Source organism: Pseudomonas laurylsulfativorans (assembly GCF_002906155.1).
Lineage (GTDB): Bacteria > Pseudomonadota > Gammaproteobacteria > Pseudomonadales > Pseudomonadaceae > Aquipseudomonas > Aquipseudomonas laurylsulfativorans.
Genome location: NZ_MUJK01000011.1, coordinates 56829 through 74967 on the forward strand (window position 1 = coordinate 56829; position 18139 = coordinate 74967).

Annotated in this window: 19 protein-coding genes; 9 read left to right on the forward strand and 10 right to left on the reverse strand. The window is 60.9% G+C overall.

The window, feature by feature from the left end:
- The first annotated feature begins 116 nt into the window (after positions 1 to 116).
- Positions 117 to 1022, forward strand: a complete 906-nt coding sequence (locus tag B0D71_RS25285) for a cation diffusion facilitator family transporter (protein WP_103397136.1) — start codon at positions 117 to 119, stop codon at positions 1020 to 1022.
- Here B0D71_RS25285 and B0D71_RS25290 read toward each other — a convergent pair.
- From B0D71_RS25290 to B0D71_RS25320, 7 genes are all read right to left on the reverse strand, one after another.
- Positions 994 to 2169 (reverse strand): AGE family epimerase/isomerase, encoded by a 1176-nt coding sequence (locus B0D71_RS25290; RefSeq protein ID WP_103397137.1) that lies wholly within the window; start codon positions 2167 to 2169, stop codon positions 994 to 996. The two genes, B0D71_RS25285 and B0D71_RS25290, sit on opposite strands and share 29 nt — an antisense overlap.
- A 194-nt stretch (positions 2170 to 2363) precedes the next feature.
- Positions 2364 to 2936 carry a HupE/UreJ family protein gene (locus B0D71_RS25295; RefSeq protein ID WP_103397138.1) on the reverse strand — a complete coding sequence of 191 codons (573 nt, stop codon included), beginning with the start codon at positions 2934 to 2936 and terminating at the stop codon, positions 2364 to 2366.
- Positions 2937 to 2963: 27 nt separating this feature from the next.
- Complete coding sequence (gene ureG, locus B0D71_RS25300; protein WP_103397139.1) at positions 2964 to 3578, reverse strand: urease accessory protein UreG; 615 nt, start codon at positions 3576 to 3578, stop codon at positions 2964 to 2966.
- A 23-nt stretch (positions 3579 to 3601) separates the two neighbouring features.
- Complete coding sequence (locus B0D71_RS25305) at positions 3602 to 4276, reverse strand: urease accessory protein UreF (RefSeq protein ID WP_103397140.1); 675 nt, start codon at positions 4274 to 4276, stop codon at positions 3602 to 3604.
- Entirely contained in the window at positions 4273 to 4773 is a 501-nt protein-coding gene (ureE, locus tag B0D71_RS25310; protein ID WP_103397141.1) for an urease accessory protein UreE, read from the reverse strand. Before ureE ends, B0D71_RS25305 begins: the two co-directional genes overlap by 4 nt.
- Before the next feature lie 288 nt (positions 4774 to 5061).
- Positions 5062 to 5694 (reverse strand): TetR family transcriptional regulator, encoded by a 633-nt coding sequence (locus tag B0D71_RS25315; protein WP_103397142.1) that lies wholly within the window; start codon positions 5692 to 5694, stop codon positions 5062 to 5064.
- A 173-nt stretch (positions 5695 to 5867) separates the two neighbouring features.
- Positions 5868 to 6380 carry a hypothetical protein gene (locus B0D71_RS25320; RefSeq protein ID WP_103397143.1) on the reverse strand — a complete coding sequence of 171 codons (513 nt, stop codon included), beginning with the start codon at positions 6378 to 6380 and terminating at the stop codon, positions 5868 to 5870.
- Positions 6381 to 6690: 310 nt separating this feature from the next.
- Here B0D71_RS25320 and B0D71_RS25325 point away from each other — a divergent pair, with 310 nt between their 5' ends.
- Positions 6691 to 8844, forward strand: coding sequence for an AsmA family protein (locus B0D71_RS25325; RefSeq protein WP_420825149.1), 2154 nt, complete (start codon positions 6691 to 6693; stop codon positions 8842 to 8844).
- 114 nt (positions 8845 to 8958) lie between these two features.
- Here the strand turns inward: B0D71_RS25325 and B0D71_RS25330 are convergent, their stop codons facing one another.
- Complete coding sequence (locus tag B0D71_RS25330) at positions 8959 to 9873, reverse strand: LysR substrate-binding domain-containing protein (protein ID WP_165798748.1); 915 nt, start codon at positions 9871 to 9873, stop codon at positions 8959 to 8961.
- A 110-nt stretch (positions 9874 to 9983) separates the two neighbouring features.
- On the opposite strand from B0D71_RS25330, the gene B0D71_RS25335 reads away from it, so the two are divergent.
- Positions 9984 to 10622, forward strand: coding sequence for an FMN-dependent NADH-azoreductase (locus tag B0D71_RS25335; RefSeq protein ID WP_103397146.1), 639 nt, complete (start codon positions 9984 to 9986; stop codon positions 10620 to 10622).
- A gap of 150 nt (positions 10623 to 10772) precedes the next feature.
- Entirely contained in the window at positions 10773 to 11663 is an 891-nt protein-coding gene (locus B0D71_RS25340; RefSeq protein ID WP_103397147.1) for an esterase/lipase family protein, read from the forward strand.
- A gap of 105 nt (positions 11664 to 11768) precedes the next feature.
- Here B0D71_RS25340 and B0D71_RS25345 read toward each other — a convergent pair whose 3' ends face one another.
- On the reverse strand, positions 11769 to 12656 hold the full coding sequence (locus tag B0D71_RS25345) for a DMT family transporter (protein WP_103397148.1): 888 nt from the start codon (positions 12654 to 12656) through the stop codon (positions 11769 to 11771).
- 97 nt (positions 12657 to 12753) lie between these two features.
- Here B0D71_RS25345 and B0D71_RS25350 point away from each other — a divergent pair, with 97 nt between their 5' ends.
- From B0D71_RS25350 to B0D71_RS25360, 3 genes are all read left to right on the forward strand, one after another.
- Positions 12754 to 13548 (forward strand): AraC family transcriptional regulator, encoded by a 795-nt coding sequence (locus B0D71_RS25350; protein WP_103397149.1) that lies wholly within the window; start codon positions 12754 to 12756, stop codon positions 13546 to 13548.
- 64 nt (positions 13549 to 13612) lie between these two features.
- On the forward strand, positions 13613 to 13921 hold the full coding sequence (locus B0D71_RS25355) for a PsiF family protein (protein WP_103397150.1): 309 nt from the start codon (positions 13613 to 13615) through the stop codon (positions 13919 to 13921).
- 193 nt (positions 13922 to 14114) lie between these two features.
- Positions 14115 to 15128, forward strand: a complete 1014-nt coding sequence (locus B0D71_RS25360; protein ID WP_103397151.1) for an AI-2E family transporter — start codon at positions 14115 to 14117, stop codon at positions 15126 to 15128.
- A 116-nt stretch (positions 15129 to 15244) separates the two neighbouring features.
- Here B0D71_RS25360 and B0D71_RS25365 read toward each other — a convergent pair whose 3' ends face one another.
- On the reverse strand, positions 15245 to 16519 hold the full coding sequence (locus B0D71_RS25365) for an Hsp70 family protein (RefSeq protein ID WP_103397152.1): 1275 nt from the start codon (positions 16517 to 16519) through the stop codon (positions 15245 to 15247).
- A gap of 296 nt (positions 16520 to 16815) precedes the next feature.
- Here B0D71_RS25365 and B0D71_RS25370 point away from each other — a divergent pair, with 296 nt between their 5' ends.
- Both B0D71_RS25370 and B0D71_RS25375 read left to right on the forward strand, forming a co-directional pair.
- Entirely contained in the window at positions 16816 to 17763 is a 948-nt protein-coding gene (locus B0D71_RS25370; RefSeq protein WP_103397153.1) for a DnaJ C-terminal domain-containing protein, read from the forward strand.
- A gap of 27 nt (positions 17764 to 17790) precedes the next feature.
- A complete protein-coding gene (locus tag B0D71_RS25375; RefSeq protein ID WP_103397154.1) occupies positions 17791 to 18096 on the forward strand; it encodes a chaperone modulator CbpM in 306 nt (101 codons plus the stop codon).
- Positions 18097 to 18139: the final 43 nt, after the last annotated feature.

Consider the following 18139-nt stretch of genomic DNA (forward strand, 5'->3'; position numbering starts at 1 on the left):
CAGCCCAACGGGGGCAAGCCCCCTCGCCACAGGAACGGTCCAATCCGGACATCAGCTAGACTCCTCCCTCAAGCAACCCGCCACACCCGGCGGTCTAGAGGTTTAGAGGGGATCCAGTGAGTAATCGAGGCGAGCAGTCGCTGCTCAAACAATCGACCTTCCTGATGCTCGCCGTGACATTCGCCGGGATCATCACCGGTTTTGTTTCGGGCGCCCAATCCATCCTGTTCGATGGCTTCTTTTCGTTAATCGCGGCCTTCATCAAAGTGCTGATGCTGATCACTGCCCGACTGATCGCCAAGGAGAGCAATCAGCGCTTCCAGTTCGGCTCCTGGCACCTGGAACCCATGGTGCTGGTGATCGAGGGTAGCTTCATTTTCCTGGTCGCCATTTATGCCTTTCTCAACGGTGTGTTCGGCATCATCAGTGGTGGCCGCGAGGTCGAACTCGGGCTGGTGATCTTCTACGCGGCGTTCTTCACTGTCGTTGAGCTCATTTATTTCTTCTACGTCCGTCATCGCAATCGCACACTCAACTCATCGCTGATCCAGTTCGACAACATCAGTTGGCTGGTGGACGCAATGCTGTCGGCGGGACTGTTGGTGAGTTTCCTGATCGCGCTGTTGCTCAAGACTCAGGGTTACGACAAGTGGGCCGTGTATGTCGACCCGATGATCCTGATTCTGCTGGCCTTGGGCATGCTCCCCCCGGCCTTCAAAATCCTCGGCCCGGCCTTGCGCGATGTGTTGGGGATCGTCCCGGATCAACTGGACGACAAGGTGCGTCAGGTGATGGAAGTGGCGAAGGTCGAGCATGGTTTCGACGACTACATTTCCTACGTGCAGAAACACGGCAGGGCCTGTTTTATCGAGATTCACATCGTATTGCCGAAAGATTACTGGCTGGACGGTGTGGGGCAACTGGACAGCTTGCGTGAAGAGATATCCACAAAGCTTGGCGAGCCGGACGCCGCGCGATGGCTGACCATCAGCTTTACCGGGGATCGCAAGTGGATTGAGTGACCCGTGAAAGATCTATGGCGAGATATTCCGCCAACCCGCGATAACAGGTCGCCAGGTGATAAGGCGTGGTCGACGGCATGTCGCTGCGGCTGACTTCACCGTGCTCGTCACGGCACTCGAACCAGCCGCCGGTATGCAGCGAGCGCTGCTGCAATGCCTGCAATTGATGCAGTACAGCCGCTTCGCTGTCCGGGCGCAGCGTCAATGCGCGCAAGTATTCGGCCTGGGCCCAGATACGCTGCGTGGCGTCCCGGACGCCGCCATCCGGTCCGAAGTCGAGCATCGCCCGCACGGCCCCCGTCTGTTGATCGACGCCCGTTTGCTCGGTAAAGGCGAAGGCCCGCTCCAGATCGGCATGCAGCGTCGATTGGCGCAACAGCGGCGAGGATTCCAGCAGGAAATACCATTCGAACTGGTGCCCCGGTTCAAACCAGTTATCCACAGACCCCAGCGGCTTTTCCATCAATACGCCGTGCTGCGGATCGATAAACCGCGCGTGCATGGCTGTGCATAACTTGACGAGCGCGTGTTGCACGTCGAGGTTCTCACGCACCGACAGAGTGGCGAGGAACGCTTCGGCCAGGTGCATCAGCGGGTTTTGCAAAGGGCCACTGTCCAGCGATGCCCAGTCGCGGTCGAGCGTGGCTTCGTACAGACCGTCATCCGTGGCGAAACGCTGCGCGATCACTTCCAGCGAGGCGTTGAGTACCGACTCGACCAATGGCTCGCGGACCTTGTCCCAGTAATGGGCGCAGGCGAACAGGATGAAGGCGTGGGTATAGAGGTCTTTACGCTGATCCAGCGGTGCCCCTTGTGCATCGACGCTGTAGAACCAGCCACCGTGCTCAGCATCGTGGAAGTGCCGTTGCAACGAGCGGAACAAGGCGGCGGCACGCTCTTCGGCGCCCGGCACCTGACCGATCAGGCTGGCAAATAGATACAACTGTCGCGCACAGGCCATGGCCCGGTAGCGTTGCGGCGGCAGCGGCTGGTGTTCGGCATTCAGCGCCTCGTAGGGCAACGCCATGTCGGCGTTCCAGCCCGGACCTTGCCAGAGCGGCACGATGACGTTCAGGAAGTGCTGTTGCACCGAGGCAAACAGGGCGGTCAGTTCAGGCTGGGAGGCGGAGCGGGAAACAGGCGGCATTGGCTGGCGTCGTCACGGCAGGGGCGATTGCGCGACATGTTAGCAGAGAGGTCGGCCTGAGCGATGCGGTGTCTGTCAGGCCGCCATCGTCGGAACGCCGCCCGGAGCAAGCCCGCTCCCACAATGGATCTGTGCACTGGACCCATGTGGGAGCGAGCCTGCTCGCGAAGAGGCCGGTAAAGGCAATCGAGAACTCAGCCCGCCAGCAACCACACCCCGGTCGCCGCCGAAGCCGCACCCGCTAGTCGCACCAGAGGCGCTGCGGCTTGCGGCAACACCCGCACCAGCGCATAACCCGCCGCGTGCAACACCGCCGTCGCAGCGACAAAGCCTGCGGCGTAGGTCCAGGGACTCGACATGTCCGGCAACTCCAGGCCATGGGCCACGCCATGGAATAGCGCAAACAACGCCGTCGCCCCCATCGCCATCACCAACGGTGGACGCACGGCCAACGCCACTGCCAGGCCCAACGCCAGCACCGATGCGGCAATACCGTTTTCCAGTGCCGGCAGGTTCAGTCCTTCAAAACCCAGCAATCCGCCGATCAGCATGGTGCCGACGAAGGTGCACGGCAGCGCCCAGCGTGCGGCACCTTGTTGCTGCGCTGCCCACAGGCCAACCGCGAGCATCGCCAGCAAGTGGTCCAGACCGCCAAGGGGATGGCTGATGCCAGCGACCAGGCCATTGTCGCCGTGCCCCGGGTGGGCGAAGGCGAGGGCCGGGGTCAGCAGCAGGGCCAGGGCGCCGAGAATGCGTTTGAGTGTCATGGATAAGCTTCCTTGTTGAAGTCGTGATCAGGCCGCGGTCAGCAAGCCCTGGCGTTCGATGAAGGCGATGATCTGTTCCAGACCCTGGCCGGTTTTCTGATTGCTGAAGACGAACGGCTTGCCGTTGCGCATGCGCGTGGTGTCACTGTCCATCAGCGTCAGCGACGCCCCTACCAATGGCGCGAGGTCGATCTTGTTGATCACCAGCAGATCGGATTTGCAGATTCCCGGCCCACCCTTGCGCGGCAGCTTGTCGCCGGCGGAAACGTCGATCACGTAGATCGTCAGGTCGGACAGTTCCGGGCTGAACGTGGCGGAGAGATTGTCGCCACCGGACTCCACCAGAATCAGGTCCAGGCCCGGAAAGCGGCGGTTCAGTTGGTCCACGGCTTCGAGGTTGATCGAGGCGTCTTCGCGGATGGCCGTGTGCGGGCAGCCGCCGGTTTCCACACCGATGATGCGTTCCGGCGCCAGGGCTTCGTTGCGCACCAGAAAGTCGGCGTCTTCGCGGGTGTAGATGTCGTTGGTCACCACGGCCAGGTTGTAGCGCTCACGCAGGGCCAGGCACAGGGCCAGGGTCAGGGCGGTTTTGCCGGAGCCGACCGGGCCGCCGATGCCGACGCGCAGGGGTTGTGTGTTCATGTGATTCTCCAAAATAAGGGGCCCTAGGAACGGAACAGACGGCTGTATTGGCGCTCGTGGGCCATACACGCCAGGGACAGGCCAAAAGCGGCGCTGCCGTAATGGTCGGGATCGATTTGAGTGGCGTGGTGTTGAGCTTGTTGAAGCAATGGCAGCAATTCGCTGGTCAGGCGCTGGGCGGCTTGCTGACCCAATGGCAAGGTTTTCATCAGCACCGCCAACTGGTTTTCCAGCCAGCTCCACAGCCACGCGGCCAGGGCGTCTTGCGGGCTGATCTGCCAGGCGCGTGCAGCCAACGCCCAGCCAAGGGCCAAGTGGGGCTCGGTGCGTTGTTCGAGAAATGCGCGAGCCGCAGCGTCGAGTTCCGGTAAGCCGTTGAGCAATTGTTGCAACGAGTAGCCCATCTGCCGGCTCTCCTGATGCAACTCGCGGGTTTCGCGGCTGGCGCGGTGTTCCTCGCAGCGTTGTAGCAACTCGGCCCAGTTGTCCTCGCTGGCGGCCAGGCAATGAGCGAGCAGCAAGGGGGCTTCGAAGCGCGCCAGATTCAACAGCAATTGATCGCCGATCCAGCGCCGGGCGCTCTCGGGATCGTTTACGCGGCCGTTATCCACAGCCCATTCCAGACCCTGGGAGTAGCTGTAGCCGCCAATCGGCAATTGCGGACTGGCCAGGCGCAACAGTGCCCAGGCCGGGTTCATGGGCGTACGCCGAACTGATGCAGTTTCGGCGCGTAGTTGAAGTCTTCATCGCCGTGCCGCGAATGATGATGGCCACCGCCGTAGGCGCCATGTTCCGGCTGGAACGGTGCTTCGATGTTCTCGGCCTGTGCGCCGAGTTGTTCGAGCATGGCCTTGAGCACGTAGTCGTCAAGCAGGCGTAACCAGCCGTTGCCGACTTGCAGGGCAACATGGCGGTTGCCCAGGTGATAGGCCGCGCGGGTCAGTTCGAAGGCATTGGCGCAGGTGACGTGCAGCAATTGTTCGGGGCGGGCGCAGACACGCACGATCCGCCCGTCTTCGGCTTGCAGGCATTCGCCGTCATGCAACGGCGGCTGGCCGCGCTCCAAAAACAACCCGACGTCTTCGCCCTCGGCACTGAAACAGCGCAAACGGCTTTTGCTGCGGGCTTCGAACGTCAGGTGCAGTTCGGCGGCCCAAACGGGTTGAGGGTCGATTCTGCGATGAATCACCAGCATCGGAAGGCTTCCAGCTATGGACAATGCTCAGGCTAGAGCAAGGGGCTTGCCAATCGACATGATGCGTAGGAAATGGCTGAAGGAGAGGTGGGGCTGGTATCGATGACGTGAGTTTTTTGGTTGAAGTTGGTGCGTTGTTTTTGATGTGCGCACCAAGTTGAGGCGATGCGAGTCGGTGTGGGAGCGAGCCTGCTCGCGATGACGGCAGTACATGCAATATGTATGTATCAGACACACCGCTATCGCGAGCAAGCTCGCTCCCACAGGGGGAATTGCTTGCTCAGGAGGTTACTCAGTACTTCCAAGCCCTTGCCAATGCTTGAGGCCGATAAAGATAAACCGCAGCTGCTGGGTGATTTTCGCCTGGGGCGTCAGGTGTTCGGGCAAGGCCTCGGCTGGCGGATCGATGATGTCCGGCAGGGTGGCGAACACGCTTTTGACGATCAGGTCCGCCATGACGCTCAGGTCGGCGATGTTCAGGTGTTGCAGTTTCGGCATCAGTGACAAATCCGCCGCCAGGTCCGAACTGATGTTTTCACGCAAACGGCCGATGGCCTGGCGCACCGGCAGCGAACCACCGTATTGCTCGCGGGCGAGAAACAGGAACTGCGAACGGTTGGCGCTGACCACGTCGAGAAAGATCCGCACCGAGGCATCGATGATGCCGCCCATCACGAATTCGTTGTGCCGCACCAGGCGAATGGTTTCGCGGAATGTCTGGCCGACTTCGCTGACCAGCACCAGGCCCAGTTCATCCATATCGGCAAAATGACGATAGAAACCGGTCGGAACGATGCCAGCGGTTTTCGCGACTTCACGCAGGCTCAGGCTGCCGAATCCTCGGCCGCCGTCCATCAAGCGCCGGGCAGCGTCCATCAGGGCGTTACGGGTCTGTTGTTTCTGTTCGGCGCGGGGCAGCATCGCAAGGGTGTTTTCTGGACGGGGACGCGGCGCACTCTAGCAAATCGGCTTTGCTGGCGTCGAACGACTGTAGGGGGATCAAGCGGGGGAGGTGCGGCATCTATCGATGCGGACCGCTGAAAAGTCAAAAGCCCAATCCGGGGATTGGGCTTTTTTCAGGGCGGCCATGGGGCTTAGCTCAGGGTGCTGTTGCGTTCGATCACACGGTCACCACCGCCTTCAGCGAGGGTTTGACCTTGTGGGGTGCGATCGGAACCGTCAGCAGCCAGGGTCTGGCCTTGTGGGGTGCGATCCGAGCCGTCAGCAGCCAGGGTCTGGCCTTGTGGAGTGCGATCGGAACCGTCAGCAGCCAGGGTCTGGCCTTGTGGAGTGCGATCCGAGCCGTCAGCAGCCAGGGTCTGGCCTTGTGGGGTGCGGTCGGAACCGTCAGCAGCCAGGGTTTGACCCTGTGGAGTGCGATCCGAGCCATCCTGAGTGATCAGGCCTTTTTCTTTCAGACGATCATTACCACCTTCGGCCAGGGTCTGGCCTTGAGGCGTGCGGTCGGAGCCATCGGCGGCGACGGTTTGGCTGAACACCGAGCGGCTGTCTTTCACTTGAGGTGTCGCTTGATCAGCGGCAGGCAGTGCAAAAGCAGTGCTGGCCAGCATTGAGAGGGTAAGGCTAAGCAGTAGTTGGCGTTTCATGATTGTTTTGCTCCTCGGGGGTGCGAAAAAGTGGGTACGAGGGCAATGCTACTCTCGATAAGTCGATATAAAAGTTCATAAACGCAATGGTAATAATCAACGGAATTGATTGTTTGCTGCGGTGGCTCTAGGTCGGGCGTTTCCGGTGAGTTGTCTTGCACTGGTTTGGGTATTTTCGACTCACTCGTGACGTGTAAATGTGCGAGGGGCGGTAACGCTGAATGACTGATAGGTCAGTATTGGACTGATTGAATTCGGCGAAATCGGTCTATCGATTAAACCTGCCGGGTTTTTATCAGTCGTAGACTTCATGGCGAGCCGCTTCCGGCTCACCGTTTCACATGTGCGTCGCAGTCGGGGCGCTCAGTCGTATCAGGAGCCCTGTGCAATGACGCGCATTCAAAAGACGTTTGTCTGGACCCTTTCCACTTTTCTAACCTTGCTGGTGGTGCTGGTGCTGATCATCGTGTTCTTCGACTGGAACCGGATCAAACCGCCGCTCAACGCCAAAGTTTCCGAAGAACTGCACCGCGCTTTTGCCATCAACGGCAATCTGTCGATGGTCTGGCGCCCCGAGCCCGATGAAAGCGGCTGGCGCGCCTGGGTGCCGTGGCCCCACGTGGTGGCCGAGGACTTGAGCCTGGGCAATCCCGACTGGTCGAAGCAACCGCAGATGGTCACCCTCAAGCGGGTGGAACTGCGTATTTCACCCTTGGCGTTGCTGGCGCAGCGGGTGGTGATCCCGCGTATCGATCTCACCGAACCGAATGCCGAGCTGCAACGGCTGGCTGACGGGCGCGCCAACTGGACCTTCACATTCGACCCAAAGGACCCGAACGCCGAGCCTTCGAGCTGGGTGGTGGATATCGGTGCGATAGGCTTCGACAAGGGTCATGTCACCCTTGACGATCAGAGCCTGAAGACTCAACTCGACGTGCTGATCGATCCGTTGGGCAAACCGGTTCCGTTCAGCGATATCGTCGGTGACAAAGCGGCGAAAGCCGCGCAGGAAAAGGGCGCCTCGCCCCAGGATTATGCATTCGCCCTCAAGGTCAACGGCCAGTACCGCGGCCAGAAACTCACGGGCCAGGGCAAGATTGGCGGGCTGTTGGCGCTGCAGGACGCGGCGCGGCCGTTTCCGCTTCAGGCACAGGTGAAAATCGCCGATTCCAGCGTCGAACTGGCTGGCACCCTGACCGATCCGCTGAATCTCGGCGCCCTGGACCTGCGCCTGAAACTGGCCGGCACCAGCCTGGGCAACCTCTACCCGCTGACCGGCGTAATCCTGCCGGACACACCCCCCTATGCCACCGACGGCCATCTGATTGCCAAGCTGCATGAGGCCGGTGGCGCGGTGTTCCGCTATGAGGAATTCAACGGCAAGATCGGCGAGAGCGATATCCATGGCAATCTGACCTATGTCGCCAGCCAGCCACGGCCAAAACTCAGTGGCTCATTGCTGTCCAATCAATTGCTGTTCGCCGATCTGGCGCCGCTGATTGGTGCCGACTCCAACGCCAAACAGAAGGTCCGTGGCGGTGACAGCAAACAACCGGCCGATAAAGTGCTGCCGGTCGAAGAGTTCAAGACCGATCGCTGGCGCGATATGGACGCCGATGTCGAGTTCACCGGCAAGCGTATCGTGCACAGCGAAAAGCTGCCGTTCAACGACCTCTATACCCATCTGGTGCTCACCGATGGCGTGCTCAGTCTCGAACCGCTGCGTTTCGGCGTGGCCGGCGGCAAGCTGGATGCGCAGATTCGCCTGAACGGCCATACCGATCCCCTGGAAGGCAAGGCCAGACTCACGGCGCGGGGCTTCAAGCTCAAGCAGTTGTTCCCCGGCTTTGAACCGATGAAAACCAGTTTTGGCGAACTCAACGGCGATGCTGATATCAGCGGGCGCGGCAATTCGGTGGCCAAGTTGCTGGGCAGCGCCAATGGCAATCTGAAAATGCTCATCAACGATGGCGCCATCAGCCGTGAATTGATGGAGTTGGCGGGCCTGAACGTCGGCAACTACGTGGTCGGCAAGATCTTTGGCGACAAGGAAGTGAAGATCAACTGCGCGGCCGCCGACTTCGGTATCCAGTCTGGCCTGGCCAGTAGCCGCCTGTTTGTGTTCGACACCGAGAACGCCGTCGTCTACATCGACGGCACCGCGAACATGGCGACCGAACAACTGGACCTGACCATCACTCCGCAATCCAAGGGTTGGCGCCTGATCTCGTTGCGCTCGCCGCTGTATGTGCGCGGCAAGTTCATCAAGCCCGATGCCGGGGTCAAGGCCGTGCCGTTGATGTTGCGCGGGGCCGGTATGGTGGCGCTGGGCGTGATCGCCGCACCGGCGGCAGGACTGCTGGCGCTGGTGGCACCGAGTGGTGGCGAGCCGAATCAATGCGCGCCGTTGCTGGAGCAGATGAAGTCGGGCAAGGCGCCTGTCACCGTCAAGCCAGCCAGATAATCGGGCGTCTGCAGGGGCCTCATCGCGAGCAGGCTCGCTCCCACAGGGGATCTGTGCATGCGGGACTAATGTGGGAGCGAGCTCGCGAAGGCGGTCTGACGGCCGCAACAATTCTCACGGCAGAGCATGCCCCGACGCCAATGCCTCTTCGTGTAGCCAGGCAAAAAACGCACGAACCGGTGGATGCCGTTCGCGCCCCGGCACACACAGTGCGCTGTAACCGGCGCCATCGACCTGGATGTCCCCGCGGTATGGCAACAACAGTCCACTGGCCACGCTTTCCGACACCAGGATGTTGCTTGCCAACACCAGGCCTTGCCCGGCAATCGCCGCTTGCAGCGCGTAATGCTCTTCGTCGTATTCGCGCACGGCGGGCCGGCCACCTAGCCAGGTTTCGCCGGACCGCGCGCACCAGGCCTCCCAGCCGTGGGCATAGAGCTTGGAGTTGTGCCAGCGCACGCTGATCAGCGCAGGTATGCGACTCGACGCCAGGGCCACTTGTTCGGGGGAGCCGTAGACACCGAACGACTCATCGAACAGGCACTGGCCGTACAGGTTGGGGTAATCGTCGAGGCTGTAGCGCAGCACCAGATCGACACTGGCGTCCTGATGCAGATCGATGACTTCGCAGTGGGTGTCGAGGCGCACGTTGATGTTCGGGTGCCGGGCGTAGAAACGTCCCAGCCGTGGCACCAGCCACAGCGCGGCGAAGGCCGCGGTGGTGGAGACCGTCAGGTTGGCGCTGCTGCGTTGCGGGCGCAGGGTATCGACACTTTGCGCCACTTCCAGAAAAGCCCCGTGCAAGCTCTGGAACAGCCGTTCGCCGCATTCAGTCAGGCGCACCTGGCGTGGCAAGCGCTCGAACAACGGTACGCCGAGCCAGCTCTCCAGAGAGCGGATCTGGTGGGACACCGCCGTCGGGGTGACCGACAGTTCTTCGGCGGCGGCCTTGAAGCTCAACAGGCGCGAGGCGGATTCGAAGGCACGCAGGGCGGTCAACGGCAGCGAGGCGAACATTGAAAACTCCACAGGTGAAATAGATTCATCCTGACTGATTTTTGCTCATTTGAAGGGATACGGCTGCGAGCCTCAAGCTGCAAGCCCCAAGCCGTTTGAGTTTAGTCCCTGAGGAGATTCAGATGAGTAAAATTCTTGCCGTTCATGCCAGCCCCCGTGGTGATCGCTCGCACTCGCGCCGTTTGGCCGAAGTGTTTCTGACGGCCTGGCAGGCCCGTCATCCACACTCACAGTTGACCCGACGCGAAGTCGGGCGGGCGCTGATACCGCCGGTCAACGAGGCCTTCGTGGCCGCCGCGTTTTACCCCGAGCCCGACGCTCGGCCATTGTCGATGCAGGCTGACTTGGCCCTCAGCGACGAGTTGGTCGGCGAACTGCTCGACCACGATGTGTTGCTGATTTCCACGCCGATGCACAACTTCAGCGTACCGAGTGGCCTCAAGGCCTGGATCGATCAGATCGTGCGGATCGGGGTGACCTTCGATCACACCCTGGACAATGGAGTGGCCCAGTACCAGCCGTTGGTGCAAGGCAAAAAAGCCCTGATCATCACCAGCCGTGGCGGCTTTGGTTTTGGTCCGGGAGGCGAGCTGGAAGCCATGAACCATGCCGACAAGCTACTGCGCACGGTGCTCGGGTTCATCGGTATCACGGACGTCACCGTGGTGGCTGCCGAGGGCGAAGAGTCCGCTGAGCGCACCTTTGAAATATCCTCCGCCGAGGCCGAGCAGCGCTTGCTGGCGCTGGCCAGGGAGTTCTAGATGGCCTGGCTGTTTCTGCTGGTCGCCGCCGGGTTTGAAGTAGGGCGGATGACATAGACTTGTCGTCGAGTTGTCATCTTCGTAGGCGTAGCTTGGCGGATGTCTTGCATCCCGCCTTGCGTCACCGCCCGACCACAAGGATGTCCGCCCATGTCGCAAGGTTCTGCCCCGCGCTATCCGCTGGTGTTGGTCCCGGGAATGCTCGGGTTCATCCGCCTGGTGCTTTACCCGTACTGGTACGGAATCGTCGAGGCGTTGCGCCGCGGCGGTGCGGTGGTGTTCGCCGTACAGGTCTCGCCGCTTAACTCGAACGAGGTGCGTGGCGAGCAACTGCTGGCGCGTATCGACGAAATCCTGCGGGAAACCGGGGCCGACAAGGTCAATCTGATCGGCCATAGCCAGGGCTCGCTGACCGCCCGTTATGCGGCGGCCAAGCGTCCGGACCTGATCGCCTCGGTCACTTCGGTAGCGGGGCCGAATCACGGCTCGGAGCTCGCCGATTACCTGCATGAGCATTTTCCCCATGACAGCGTGCGTTGTCGTCTGCTGAGATTTTTGCTGCGGATGGTCGGCGCGCTGATGGGGTGGCTGGATACCGGTTACCGCGGGCCGAAGCTGCCGGTGGATATCCATGCGTCACACCACTCCCTTACCACCGCTGGCGTCGCGCTGTTCAACCAGCGTTATCCACAGGGCTTGCCTGAAACCTGGGGCGGTCACGGGCCGGAAGAGGTCAATGGCGTGCGCTATTACTCCTGGTCCGGCACCTTGCAACCGGGCATTACCGATCGCGGGCGCAATCTGCTGGATGGCACCAACCGCAGTTGCCGGTTATTCGCCAAAACCTTCGTCCGCGAAACCGGGCATTGCGACGGCATGGTCGGGCGCTACAGCTCGCACCTGGGGACGGTGATTGGCGATGAGTACCCGCTGGATCACTTCGATATCGTCAACCAATCGCTGGGGCTGGTGGGCAAGGGGGCCGAGCCGATCCGGTTGTTTGTCGAGCATGCGGCGCGGTTGGCGGCGGCAGGCGTCTAGATTGCGTTATCGTTCTTCGCGAGCAGGCTCGCTCCCACATTAGACCGAGTTCGCCTGGGCTACACCGATCACTGTGGGAGCGAGCCTGCTCGCGAAGGCGCCGGATCAGACAACACTGACCTTACGCCCCAACACCGTCGTCCAACGCTCGGAAACGATCACCCCACCCAAGGTCAACACCCCGCCCACCAGGTGATACATCGCCAACTGCTCATGCAGCACCACCGCCGCGATCAATGCGGTAATCAACGGCAGCAAATTGAAAAACTGCGTGGTCCGGCTCGGCCCCAAACGCACCACGGCCTGCATCCACGCCAGCGGCGCAACCATCGAAGCCAGCAGGCAGGCGTACAGCACCAACGGAATGTTCTGCAGGGTCGGGCCGACTTTCGGTGAGGCGAGGAACAGCGGGAACAGCACCACCACGGCCACCAGCACCTGCAAATACAGGAGCACCAGAGGCGGCAGTTTCAGCTGCCATTTTTTCAACAAGGTGCTGTAGACCGCGTAGGCCAGGGTGGCGATCAGCATCATCGCGTCCCCCAGGTTGACCCCATGTTCGAGCAACGCGCCAAGGCTGCCGGACGACACCACCACCAAGACGCCGGTGAATGACAGCACCGCACCGGCCAGGGCACCCATGGTCAGGCGCTGGCCGAGGCTGATGATCGCCATGGCGAGCGACATCAGTGGCATCAGTGACAGGATGATGCCCATGTTGGTGGCCGAGGTCAGGCTCGCGGCGAAGTACGCCAGGCTTTGATAAACAGCCATGCCCAGTACGCCGAGGACAAAGATTTTGCCCAGTTTCGGGCGGATCAGCGGCCAATGGGCGAGCACCGGTTTGAGCATGAAGGGTGTGAACAGCAACCCGGCCAGCAGCCAGCGGTAGAAACCGATCTCGGCGGGGAAGATCGCCCCGGCCGACATTTTGGTGATCACGGTGTTGCCGGCCCAGATAAAAATGGCCAGCAGGGGATAAGCGTATTGCATCGGGAAAAACCAGAACGTTAATGAGGGGCAATTATCCGCTTGTCTGGATGCAAGCCTATACTTCAAACCAGACAACCGGCCCCTGATGACGGACAGCATGAGCAGTAAACACATCGACCTGCTGGATTTCAGCGAACTGCCGTCGGCGGTGTACTTCCGCTACGCCGATTTTGACGCCCACGAATATGCCGCACCCCACCGGCATCCCTGGGGGACTCTGGAATACGCAGCCCACGGCGTGCTGCACATGGACGTCGAGGGCAGCCGTTTCATGTCGCCCCCGCAATACGCGGTGTGGGTACCGCCGCAGATCGAGCACAGTTTCTACAGCCACCAACCGGTCAACTACCGCGCGGTGTGCCTGGCACCCAAGGTCTGTGCCGATCTGCCGTCGCGAGCCTGCACCCTGGCCATCAGCGACATCCTCAAGGCAATCCTCAAGGACTTCGCCGCCCGGGACGTGAAAATCCCCGAGCAGTCCGCCGACCAGCGTCTGGCCCAGGTATTGGTGGACCAGTTGCAACGGGCGCCAGTGCATGAATGTTATTTGCCCTACGCCAGCAGCACAGGGTTGCTGGGGATACTGGAAGCGTTGCAGGCCGAGCCGGGGGATAACCGGCCGCTGTCGGAATGGGCCGCACGCATCCACGTCAGCGAGCGCACCCTGGCGCGACAGTTCGTGCGGGAACTGGGCATGAGTTTCGGCGAGTGGCGCCAGCGCCTGCGTTTTCTGGCGGCGATCGAAGCGCTGGATAGTCAGCGCAGCATTCAAGAGATCGCCTTCGACATGGGCTACAGCACCGGCTCGGCGTTTATCGCGATGTTCCAGCGTCAGGCCGGGTGTACACCGGAGCAGTACCGGCGCAGCCATCTGGAGAACAGGAAGGTGTAACAAGGGTTGTCTACACTCCAGTACGAGGCCGCGCCCCTCGGTGTGGCGAGCAGGAGAAAACTCCATGAAGAATGTGCGTGTCCCTTTGTTGATGATCGGTTTGCTGCTCTGCTCCCAGGGCTTCGCCGCCACAGCCCAACAGGAAAAGATGACTACTTGCAATGCCGACGCCACGGCCAAGAGCCTCAAGGGCGACGAGCGCAAAGCTTTCATGAGCACGTGCCTGAAGGCTACTCCGGCGGCAAACGATGCCGGCAAGGCCCTGACGCCACAGCAAGAGAAAATGAAAACCTGCAACGCGGACGCCGCCACCAAAGCCCTCAAGGGTGACGAGCGCAAGGCGTTCATGAGTGATTGCCTGAAGAAAAAATAATGTGCACTTGTAGGAGCCGGCTTGCTGGCGATGAAGATGACGCGCAGTACCAGGTCACCGTGGTGAGCCCATCGCTGCGATGCGGCGACCCGACAAGCCAGCTCCTGCAGGTCGCCCCACACAATCCCTAGTGCTCGCACCGGATCGCTGGCAGACTGCCAATCCTTTTTACGCCGTTCGTTTTTGAGGCTGTATGCCAACGTTTTCTCAGCGTCAAGTCTTGCTGGTCATCAGCTGGGTCATCATTTTTGGCGGGCTGCTGCTGGTCCTGCCGCTACGGTTGCTGCCCAGCCTGCTTGCCGGGTTGCTGGTGTTCGAGCTGGTCAACATGCTCACCCCGCAACTGCAACGACTGATCGAAGGCCGACGTGCGCGCTGGCTGGCGGTGGCGTTGCTGGGGACTCTGATTGTCAGCGTACTGTCGCTGATCTTTGCCGGCGCCATCAGCTTCCTGCTGCACGAAGCGGAAAACCCCGGCGCTTCCCTCGACAAGTTCATGGGGGTGGTCGACCGCGCACGCGGGCAACTGCCGCCGTTCATCGACGCCTATCTACCGGCCAGTGCCGCCGAGTTTCGCGTGGCGATTGGCGAATGGGTCAGCAAGCACCTCAGCGATTTGCAACTGGTCGGCAAGGACGCAGCGCACATGTTCGTGACGTTGCTGATCGGTATGGTGCTGGGCGCGATCATCGCCTTGCAGCGCGTACCGGACCTGACCAAGCGCAAGCCATTGGCCGCCGCATTGTTCGATCGCCTGCACCTGTTGGTCCAGGCGTTTCGCAACATCGTGTTTGCCCAGATCAAGATTTCCCTGCTCAACACCTTCTTCACCGGGATTTTCCTGGCCGTGGTGCTGCCGATGTTCGGCATCAAGCTGCCACTGACCAAGACCCTGATCGTGCTCACGTTCCTGCTCGGCCTGTTGCCGGTGATCGGTAACCTGATGTCGAACACCCTGATCACCATCGTCGGCCTGTCGCTGTCGATCTGGGTGGCCTTGGCGGCGCTGGGTTACCTGATCGTTATCCACAAGCTCGAATACTTCCTCAACGCGCGCATCGTCGGCGGGCAGATCAGTGCCAAGTCGTGGGAGTTGCTGTTGGCGATGCTGGTGTTCGAGGCCGCGTTCGGCCTGCCGGGGGTGGTGGCGGGGCCGATTTACTACGCGTATTTGAAGAGTGAGTTGAAGCAGGTGGGGATGGTTTGATCCGAAAGATGTATTGCCTGATCTGACTCTATCGCTGGCAAGCCAGCTCCTACAAGAGCGACACAATTTCTGTAGGAGCTGGCTTGCCAGCGATGGGGGACACCGCAGAAACCGGATCAGTCCATCGAACCGTAACGCTTGGCTGCTTCAATCGCCAGACCGCTACCGATGCTGCCAAAGATGTTCCCTTCCACATGCCGTGCATTCGGCAACATCGCCGACACACTGTTGCGCAGTGCCGGGATACCGCTCGAACCGCCGGTGAAGAACACCGTATCCACTTGATCGACCCGCACGTCGGCATCTGCCAGCAGTTGAGTGACGCTGTTGCGCACCCGCTCCAGCAGATTGTCGATGGCCGACTCGAACAGTGCCCGGCTCAAGTCCACGCTCAGGCCCGCTTCAATGCGGTCCAGCGGCACGTGGCGGTTGTCGGCGTGGGTCAGCTGGATCTTGGTTTCTTCCACTTCCATGGCCAGCCAGTGCCCGGCGCGTTGCTCGATCAGCTTGAACAGGCGATCGATGCCGCCAGTGTCCTCGATGTCGTAGCGCATGCTGCCCAAGGCCAGCTGGGACTTCTGCGAGTACACCGAGTTGATGGTGTGCCAGGTCGCCAGGTTCATGTGGTGGCTGGTGGGCATGTAGGCGCCGCTCTTCATCCGGCTGCCGTAGCCGAACAGGGGCATCAGGCCTTGCAGGCTCAACTGTTTGTCGAAGTCGGTCCCGCCGATGTGCACGCCGCCGGTGGCGAGGATGTCGTCCTGGCGGTTATCCAGGCCGCGACGCTCTGGCGACAGGCGCACCAGGGAGAAGTCGGACGTACCACCGCCGATGTCGACGATCAGCACCAACTCTTCTTTCTCGATGGTCGACTCGTAGTCGAATGCCGCGGCGATCGGTTCGAACTGGAACGAGACTTCCTTGAAGCCGATCTTGCGGGCCACGTCGACCAGGGTGTCTTCGGCTTCCTTGTCGGCCATCGGATCGTCATCGACAAAGAACACCGGACGGCCCAGTACCACTTCTTCGAATTCCCGACCGGCGGCAGCTTCGGCGCGGCTCTTGAGCTGACCAATGAACAGCCCGAGCAGGTCCTTGAACGGCATTGCCGTGCCCAGGACGCTGGTGTCGTGCTTGATCAGCTTGGAGCCCAGCAGGCTCTTGAGCGAGCGCATCAGGCGGCCTTCGTAGCCTTCCAGGTATTCGTGCAGCGCCAGGCGGCCGTACACCGGGCGGCGTTCTTCGATGTTGAAGAAGACCACCGACGGCAGGGTGATCTTGTCGTCCTCCAGCGCGATCAGCGTTTCCATGCCGGGGCGCAGCCAGCCGACGGTGGAGTTGGACGTGCCAAAGTCGATACCCACGGCACGGGCTGGAGATGCGTTGTTCATGTCTTTCAGGTTCCGGTTAAAAAACGGCCGCGCAGTGTATGTCAGTGCGCGCCAGATTCGAAGGCCGGTTATCTGCTAATTCTTGCAAACAATGCCTTGAAAGATGGGACATCCTCCCCAAACTACCCTGCATCAACCGGACAGCCGCGGGAGTGCTCGCAAGAAGCCCCGCCTGCTGCCGATAAACTTCTGCTGCGTCACTCGGTCACAAACTTGAGATCGGTCAGACCAATGGCTGAAAACAAGCGCATGCTGTGGCCTGTGGCGCGATTTGATAACGGATGGTGATTCCCGCGATGGACTTCAAAGACTATTACAAGATTCTCGGTGTGGAGCCGACCGCAGACGATAAGGCGATCAAGGCCGCCTATCGCAAGCTGGCGCGCAAGTACCACCCCGACGTCAGCAAGGAAAAGGATGCCGAGTCCAAGTTCAAGGACGCCTCGGAAGCCTATGAAGCGCTGAAAAGCGCCGACAAACGCGCCGAATACGATGATTTGCGCCGCTATGGCCAGCATGGCCAGCCGTTCCAGGGACCACCGGGATGGCAGAGCCGTGGTGGTTTCGGTGGCGGCGGCCAGGACACGGGCGATTTCTCGGACTTTTTCAGTTCGATCTTCGGCAACCGTGGGCCAGGCTTTGGTGGTGGAGGAGAGTCGCGTCGCAGCACCGGACGTCGAGGGCAAGACGTGGAAATGGAACTTGGGGTTTTCCTCGAAGAAACACTGTCGACCGAGTCGAAGAAGGTCACCTTCCAGGTGCCGCAGTACAACGCGGCCGGCCAGCATGTGAGCAACACCAGCAAAAGCCTGAACGTGAAGATCCCCGCCGGCGTGACCGACGGCGAGCGCATTCGCCTCAAGGGTCAGGGCGCTCCGGGTGTGGGTGGCGGCGCCAATGGCGACCTGTACCTGACAATCCGTTTCGCGCCGCACCCGAAATTCGACGTCGAAGGCGAGAACCTGATCATCACCTTGCCATTGGCACCGTGGGAGCTGGCGCTGGGTGCCGAAGTCGCCGTGCCGACCCTGACGGGCAAGATCAACCTCAAGGTGCCGGCCGGCAGCCAGAACGGCCAGCGCATGCGCGCCAAGGGCCATGGCCTGATGAACAAGGCCGGTGAGCGCGGTTACCTGTTTGTGCAACTGAAAGCCGTGATGCCGAAGAAGTCGGACGATGACATCAAGGCCCTGTGGCAGGAACTGGCGAAAAAAGCCGCTTTCGACCCGCGTGAGCATTTTTGATCCCATAGAACCAAGGAGTCACTGACTATGAGCAGTCCCCTGATCGTTCAACTGGACATGGCAGAATTCTGTGAGGCGACCGAGCTGTCGGACGTCTACGTGATCGAAATCGTCGAACACGGCATCCTCGAACCTCAGGGCACTCAGCCCAAGGACTGGCGTTTCAATGATTACGAGCTGACCCTGGCCAAGCGTGCCGCCAAGCTGCGGCGCGATCTTGACCTGGAGTGGGAAGGCGTCGCCCTGGCGCTGGACCTGCTTGAAGAAGTCCAGCAACTGCGGGCCGAGAACCGCATGCTCAAGCAGCGATTGGGGCGGTTGTTGGTTGAATGAGTTGTAGGAGCCGGCTTGCCGGCGATAGCGGTCTTGCGGGCAC

Excerpts from the sequence above, each read along its gene's own strand:
- B0D71_RS25290 (WP_103397137.1), bottom strand. The coding sequence starts at position 2,169 with ATGCCGCCTGTTTCCCGCTCCGCCTCCCAGCCTGAACTGACCGCCCTG.
- B0D71_RS25295 (WP_103397138.1), bottom strand. The coding sequence starts at position 2,936 with ATGACACTCAAACGCATTCTCGGCGCCCTGGCCCTGCTGCTGACCCCG.
- ureG (WP_103397139.1), bottom strand. The coding sequence starts at position 3,578 with ATGAACACACAACCCCTGCGCGTCGGCATCGGCGGCCCGGTCGGCTCC.
- B0D71_RS25305 (WP_103397140.1), bottom strand. The coding sequence starts at position 4,276 with ATGAACCCGGCCTGGGCACTGTTGCGCCTGGCCAGTCCGCAATTGCCG.
- ureE (WP_103397141.1), bottom strand. The coding sequence starts at position 4,773 with ATGCTGGTGATTCATCGCAGAATCGACCCTCAACCCGTTTGGGCCGCC.
- B0D71_RS25315 (WP_103397142.1), bottom strand. The coding sequence starts at position 5,694 with ATGCTGCCCCGCGCCGAACAGAAACAACAGACCCGTAACGCCCTGATG.
- B0D71_RS25320 (WP_103397143.1), bottom strand. The coding sequence starts at position 6,380 with ATGAAACGCCAACTACTGCTTAGCCTTACCCTCTCAATGCTGGCCAGC.
- B0D71_RS25325 (WP_420825149.1), top strand. The coding sequence starts at position 6,691 with ATGGCGAGCCGCTTCCGGCTCACCGTTTCACATGTGCGTCGCAGTCGG.
- B0D71_RS25335 (WP_103397146.1), top strand. The coding sequence starts at position 9,984 with ATGAGTAAAATTCTTGCCGTTCATGCCAGCCCCCGTGGTGATCGCTCG.
- B0D71_RS25340 (WP_103397147.1), top strand. The coding sequence starts at position 10,773 with ATGTCGCAAGGTTCTGCCCCGCGCTATCCGCTGGTGTTGGTCCCGGGA.
- B0D71_RS25345 (WP_103397148.1), bottom strand. The coding sequence starts at position 12,656 with ATGCAATACGCTTATCCCCTGCTGGCCATTTTTATCTGGGCCGGCAAC.
- B0D71_RS25350 (WP_103397149.1), top strand. The coding sequence starts at position 12,754 with ATGAGCAGTAAACACATCGACCTGCTGGATTTCAGCGAACTGCCGTCG.
- B0D71_RS25355 (WP_103397150.1), top strand. The coding sequence starts at position 13,613 with ATGAAGAATGTGCGTGTCCCTTTGTTGATGATCGGTTTGCTGCTCTGC.
- B0D71_RS25360 (WP_103397151.1), top strand. The coding sequence starts at position 14,115 with ATGCCAACGTTTTCTCAGCGTCAAGTCTTGCTGGTCATCAGCTGGGTC.
- B0D71_RS25365 (WP_103397152.1), bottom strand. The coding sequence starts at position 16,519 with ATGAACAACGCATCTCCAGCCCGTGCCGTGGGTATCGACTTTGGCACG.
- B0D71_RS25370 (WP_103397153.1), top strand. The coding sequence starts at position 16,816 with ATGGACTTCAAAGACTATTACAAGATTCTCGGTGTGGAGCCGACCGCA.
- B0D71_RS25375 (WP_103397154.1), top strand. The coding sequence starts at position 17,791 with ATGAGCAGTCCCCTGATCGTTCAACTGGACATGGCAGAATTCTGTGAG.